Annotated in this window: 3 protein-coding genes; 1 reads left to right on the forward strand and 2 read right to left on the reverse strand. The window is 71.2% G+C overall.

Annotated features, from left to right (window positions below; all coding sequences use genetic code 11):
* Window positions 1-63: 63 nt before the first annotated feature.
* Together ACSW7Y_RS16245 and ACSW7Y_RS16250 are read right to left on the reverse strand one after the other, a co-directional pair.
* Window positions 64-1,386 carry a fibronectin type III domain-containing protein gene (locus ACSW7Y_RS16245; RefSeq protein ID WP_438127277.1) on the reverse strand — a complete coding sequence of 441 codons (1,323 nt, stop codon included), beginning with the start codon at window positions 1,384-1,386 and terminating at the stop codon, window positions 64-66.
* Window positions 1,387-1,680: 294 nt separating this feature from the next.
* Complete coding sequence (locus tag ACSW7Y_RS16250; RefSeq protein WP_438127278.1) at window positions 1,681-3,564, reverse strand: DEAD/DEAH box helicase; 1,884 nt, start codon at window positions 3,562-3,564, stop codon at window positions 1,681-1,683.
* Window positions 3,565-4,349: 785 nt separating this feature from the next.
* On the opposite strand from ACSW7Y_RS16250, the gene ACSW7Y_RS16255 reads away from it, so the two are divergent.
* Window positions 4,350-4,676 (forward strand): hypothetical protein (locus ACSW7Y_RS16255; RefSeq protein WP_438127279.1); only part of this gene is annotated, 327 nt, incomplete at its 3' end.

Genomic DNA, 4,676 nt, shown 5'->3' on the forward strand with positions numbered 1-4,676 from the left:
ACCCCCACAAAATGGAGGCGGGGTGCCAGCGGGCACCGCGCCTCCCGTCCGTCGTCGGCCTCGTCAGATGGACGTGAGCCGGTCGTACTGCCCCGTCGCCAGCTGCTGTGCCGCACCGCCCGCGGCGGGGATCCGCCAGAGACCGGAGTCGGCGCCGACGAAGAGGTCGCCGGCGGAGTCGGCCGCACCCGGGTAGTACCCGTTCGACGGGACGTTCGGGCCACCCGTGACCGCGCGGTCGAGCGTCACGCCGGACGCGTCCTGCGTGACCAGGTCCGCGAGCGAGCGGTCCGTCGTGCACGTCGGGGAGATCGCGGCACACCACCCTGCGGACTGGCCGAGCAGGAGCGAGTCGTCGTTGGTCGCGCTGAACTGGAACTTGACCTTCGCGGGCACCTGCACGAGCGTCGACGACCCTGCGGCCAGCGACCAGAAGCCGTTGTACCCGCTGCCGCCGAAGGCCCGGTAGTCGAAGTACAGCGTGCCGCTGCCGTCGGCGACGATGGTCCCGAAGTACCCGATCGGCTGTCCGCTGGCGAGTCCGACGTTGCGGGTGGTCACCGTGCCGCGGGCGGTGCGACTGACGACGGTACCCACGGTCGGCCCGCTCGAGGAACCCGGAGCGGTCGTGAAGGTGGACACGGTGCCGTCGCGTCCGACGGTCCAGGCGGTGCCGCTCGACGGGAGGATCGTCTTCGGGACGCCGGCGCCGATCGGCAGCTCCACGATGCCGCCGGACACGGAGTCGACCCAGTACACGTTGCCGGCGACGTCGGTGCGCAGGTCCTTGGTCAGGTGGAGCCCCGTCGCGAGCACGCGCGCCGTGCGTCCGCCGGCGGGGTACTGGAGCAGCTTCGTGCCGTCGCTCGAGGGGACGAACACGTTGCCGACGTCGTCCGCGGCGTAACCGGTGCCGTTCGCCGCGACGGTCTTCGGCGCGCCGGTGCCCGCGGTCGGGAAGCGGACGACCGAACCAGCGGCGTCGAGCCCGTAGAGCGACTGCGCGACCGTGGTGCTCGCCGGGGCGGTGTAGCCGACGGAGACGGCACGGCCGTCACCCTTCGTGCCGACGGCCCGGACGGAGAACGTGTAGTGCACGCCGGCGCGGATCCAGCCGTAGCGCTCGGACCGCACGTTGGCGGCGACCACGTCGGTCCCGCTGCCGGGCTGTCCGGCTGCAGGTCGGATCGAGACGCGCCAATGCTTGACCGCGGCACCCGCAGTCGGAGGGCTCCAGGTCAGCGTGGCGGCGTCGCCCGCACCGCTGACGTGGACGGACGTCGGGGCCCCGGGGAGCCTCGACGCGGGAGTGGCCGCCATCGCGGGCGACACTCCACCGATCACCAGCGCCGCGGCAGCCGCGGCGGTGAGCACTGCTCTGTACACGATCGATCCCCTATGGTCAGCGCGGCCTTCGGGTGGCCGCGACTGAAGGTCATCGAAGCACCGTCAGGCCGCGGCCCGGGGCCACGGCGGCCGACCGTGCGGGGTCGGCTCGGGATTGGCGGGACTCCGCAACGGCCCAGCGAGGCTCGTGCGGGCTGCGCCGAGTCTCGTGCACAGCGACAGGTCTCGTGCTCACGAGCGCGAGACTCGTCGCTCAGCACGAGTCTCGTGGGCGCGCCGCGGCAACGGGCGGCAGCGGGGACGGGCGGCAGCGGGCGCCGCGGCCCGGGCGCCTCAGTGGCGCGGCTTGCGCGCCCCGCGGTCGTCGTGGTCCCGGTCGTACCGGCCGCCACCACGGGTCCCGCGGTCGTCACGGTCCCGACCGCCGCGGTCGTCGCGGTCACGGTCGTAGCGGCCTCCACCGCGCGGGCCACGGTCGTCGCGGTCGTACCGACGGCCACCGCCACCACCACGACGGTCCGGCTTGATCTCGATGAGCTTGCCGCTGATCCGGGTGTCGGACAGCCGGTCGAGCACGCCGCCGTCCATGTCGGTCGGGAGCTCCACGATCGAGAAGTCCGGCCGGATCTGGATGGCCCCGAAGTCGTCGCGACGCAGCCCACCCTCGTTCGCGAGCGCACCGACGATCTGGCGCGGCTCGACACGGTGACGACGCCCGACCTCGATCCGGTAGGCCGTCATCGGCTGCGAGCGACGCGGGCCCCGGTCCTCGCGGTCGGGACGGTCGCCGCGGTCGTCCCGGTCACGGCGGGCACCCGAGGCGCCGTCGCGACCGACCCGCGCGCTGAGCTCGTCCGACTTCGGGTCGAGGAGCAGCGGGTCCTCACCCTGGGCCACGACCGCGAGGGCCGCGGAGACGTCCTCAGCGGGGACGTCGTGGTTGCGGACGTAGTGGGCGATGACGTCGCGGAACGCCGAGATGCGGTCCTGCTGCTCGAGGGCCGCGGTGATGGCGTCGTCGAAGCGGGTCAGGCGCGTCTCGTTGACGTCCTCGATGGTCGGGAGCTGCATCTGCGTGAGCGGCTGCTTCGTGTGGCGCTCGATCGCGGAGAGCAGTCGGCGCTCGCGCGGCGTGACGAAGCTGATCGAGTCACCCTTGCGGCCTGCACGACCGGTGCGGCCGATGCGGTGCACGTAGGACTCGATGTCGACCGGGATGTCGAAGTTCACCACGTGGGTGATGCGGTCGACGTCGAGGCCGCGGGCGGCGACGTCGGTGGCGACGAGGATGTCGAGCTTGCCGGACTTCAACTGGTTCACGGTCCGCTCGCGCTGCGCCTGGGCGACGTCGCCGCTGATGGCCGCCGCGGCGTACCCGCGGGCGCGGAGCTTCTCGGCGAGCGTCTCGGTCTCGCTCTTCGTGCGGACGAAGATGATCATGCCCTCGAAGTCCTCGACCTCGAGGATGCGGGTGAGGGCGTCGACCTTCTGCGGGTACGACACCATGAGGTACCGCTGGGTGATGTTCGCCGCGGTCTTCGTCTTCGTCTTGACGGTGATCTCGGCCGGGTCCGTGAGGTACTGCTGCGAGATGCGGCGGATCTGCGCGGGCATCGTCGCCGAGAACAGCGCGACCTGCTTGTCGTCCGGGGTCTCGGCGAGGATGGTCTCGACGTCCTCGGCGAAGCCCATCTTGAGCATCTCGTCGGCCTCGTCGAGCACGAGGTACTTCAGCTCGGACAGGTCGAGCGTGCCCTTCGCGATGTGGTCCATGATGCGGCCGGGGGTGCCGACCACGACGTCGACGCCGCGACGGAGGGCGGAGAGCTGCACGCCGTACGCCTGACCGCCGTACACGGGCAGGACGTGCACGTGCTTCATGTGCGACGCGAACTGCTCGAACGCCTCGCAGACCTGGAGCGCGAGCTCGCGGGTCGGGGACAGCACGAGCGCCTGGGGCACCTTGCTGCCCGACTCCATGCGGGACAGGATCGGCAGCGCGAACGCGGCGGTCTTGCCGGTACCGGTCTGCGCGAGGCCGACGACGTCGCGCCCCTCGAGCAGCGTCGGGATGGTGGCTTCCTGGATCGCGGACGGCGTCTCGTAGCCAATGTCCTTGACGGCCTTGAGCACCTGGTCACTCAGGCCGAGGTCGGCGAAGGTCACCACGGGCCCCTCGTCGACGGTCTCGGCAGTGCTGGTGTTCTCGGTGCTCATGGGGAGAACGGTATCCCGGATGTGGCACGGAGGGTGAATGCGGGCGTACCCTGCAGCGGCCTGGAGGCGCGTGGCGGGCCCGCCCCGAGCCTCCCGTCCGCCCTTCGGGCACGTGGTCTCCGCGCAACTGCGGATGCCCCTGCCGATCCGGCAGGGGCATCCGCAGCGCTCGGGCGGCGTCAGAACCAGAGCGTCGTCTCGGCGTGCGGATCCGCACCGGGCATGTCGAACGTGAAGTCGACCAGAGCCTCCATCCGCGGAACGGAGCCGCTCTTGCGGATCTCGCGGTGCCGCCGAGTGCCCGCCAGGCTCCGTCCTGGCGCAGCGAGTCCGTCGAACGCCAGGTCTGCAGCGCCACACCCGGGTACCGGACCGTCAGGTCGACGTTCGCCTTGCTCCGTTGGGAGTACTCGGAAGGGACCTGCATCCGGTACTCCTCCACGGTTGCGCTGAGCCTCCCGCCGGTCTTCGACGTGCGGATCCGTGCCTCACCGATCATGCCGGATGAGTTCTGCGCCCAGATCGACCACTTGTCCTTGCCGGGGTAACTCAAGACCGACATCACGGTCGAGCCGACCGGCACGGCGGCACCGCTGGTGACCTTGAGGAAGCCGTCGTCCACCAGCTGCGGCGACCACCCGGCCTTGAGGTTCCTGACCTGGACGGAGAGGGTCACGGACTGGCCGACGGGCACCCGGAACGCAGGTGCGTCCACGGTGAGCGTTCGGCGGTCGGCCGAGACCGTGCCGTCGAGCGCCTCGGTACCGTCTGGCCCGACGATGCTGATGCCCGACGACGGGAACACGGTGTTCGTCGGAGCGCGGAGCTCGAAGGAGCTCCCCGACGGTGCAGTCGTTCCGGTGTTCGTGAAGGTGAACGACGCCGAGCGCGACTCCTGCTCGGGGATCACCGGCTTCACGGTCTGCTTCACGTCCACCTCGGCTCTCGGCGGCTCGACGTGGTCGAATCCCCACCCGATCGTGGTCCCCGGCGCTGCCGTCCACCCGCCCTCGACCGCGAAGACACCGGACCGGTTCGAGGCTCCGCCGCTCGGGCCGGTGACGATCGAGGTCGCGATGGTCGTCCTCGCCGAGGTCACCACCGCATCGAAC

This window comes from Curtobacterium flaccumfaciens (genome assembly GCF_051548005.1).
Classification (GTDB): domain Bacteria; phylum Actinomycetota; class Actinomycetes; order Actinomycetales; family Microbacteriaceae; genus Curtobacterium.

What these genes read in the sequence shown, in the direction of transcription:
- ACSW7Y_RS16250 (WP_438127278.1), bottom strand. Translation starts at nt 3,564, where the DNA reads ATGAGCACCGAGAACACCAGCACTGCCGAGACCGTCGACGAGGGGCCC.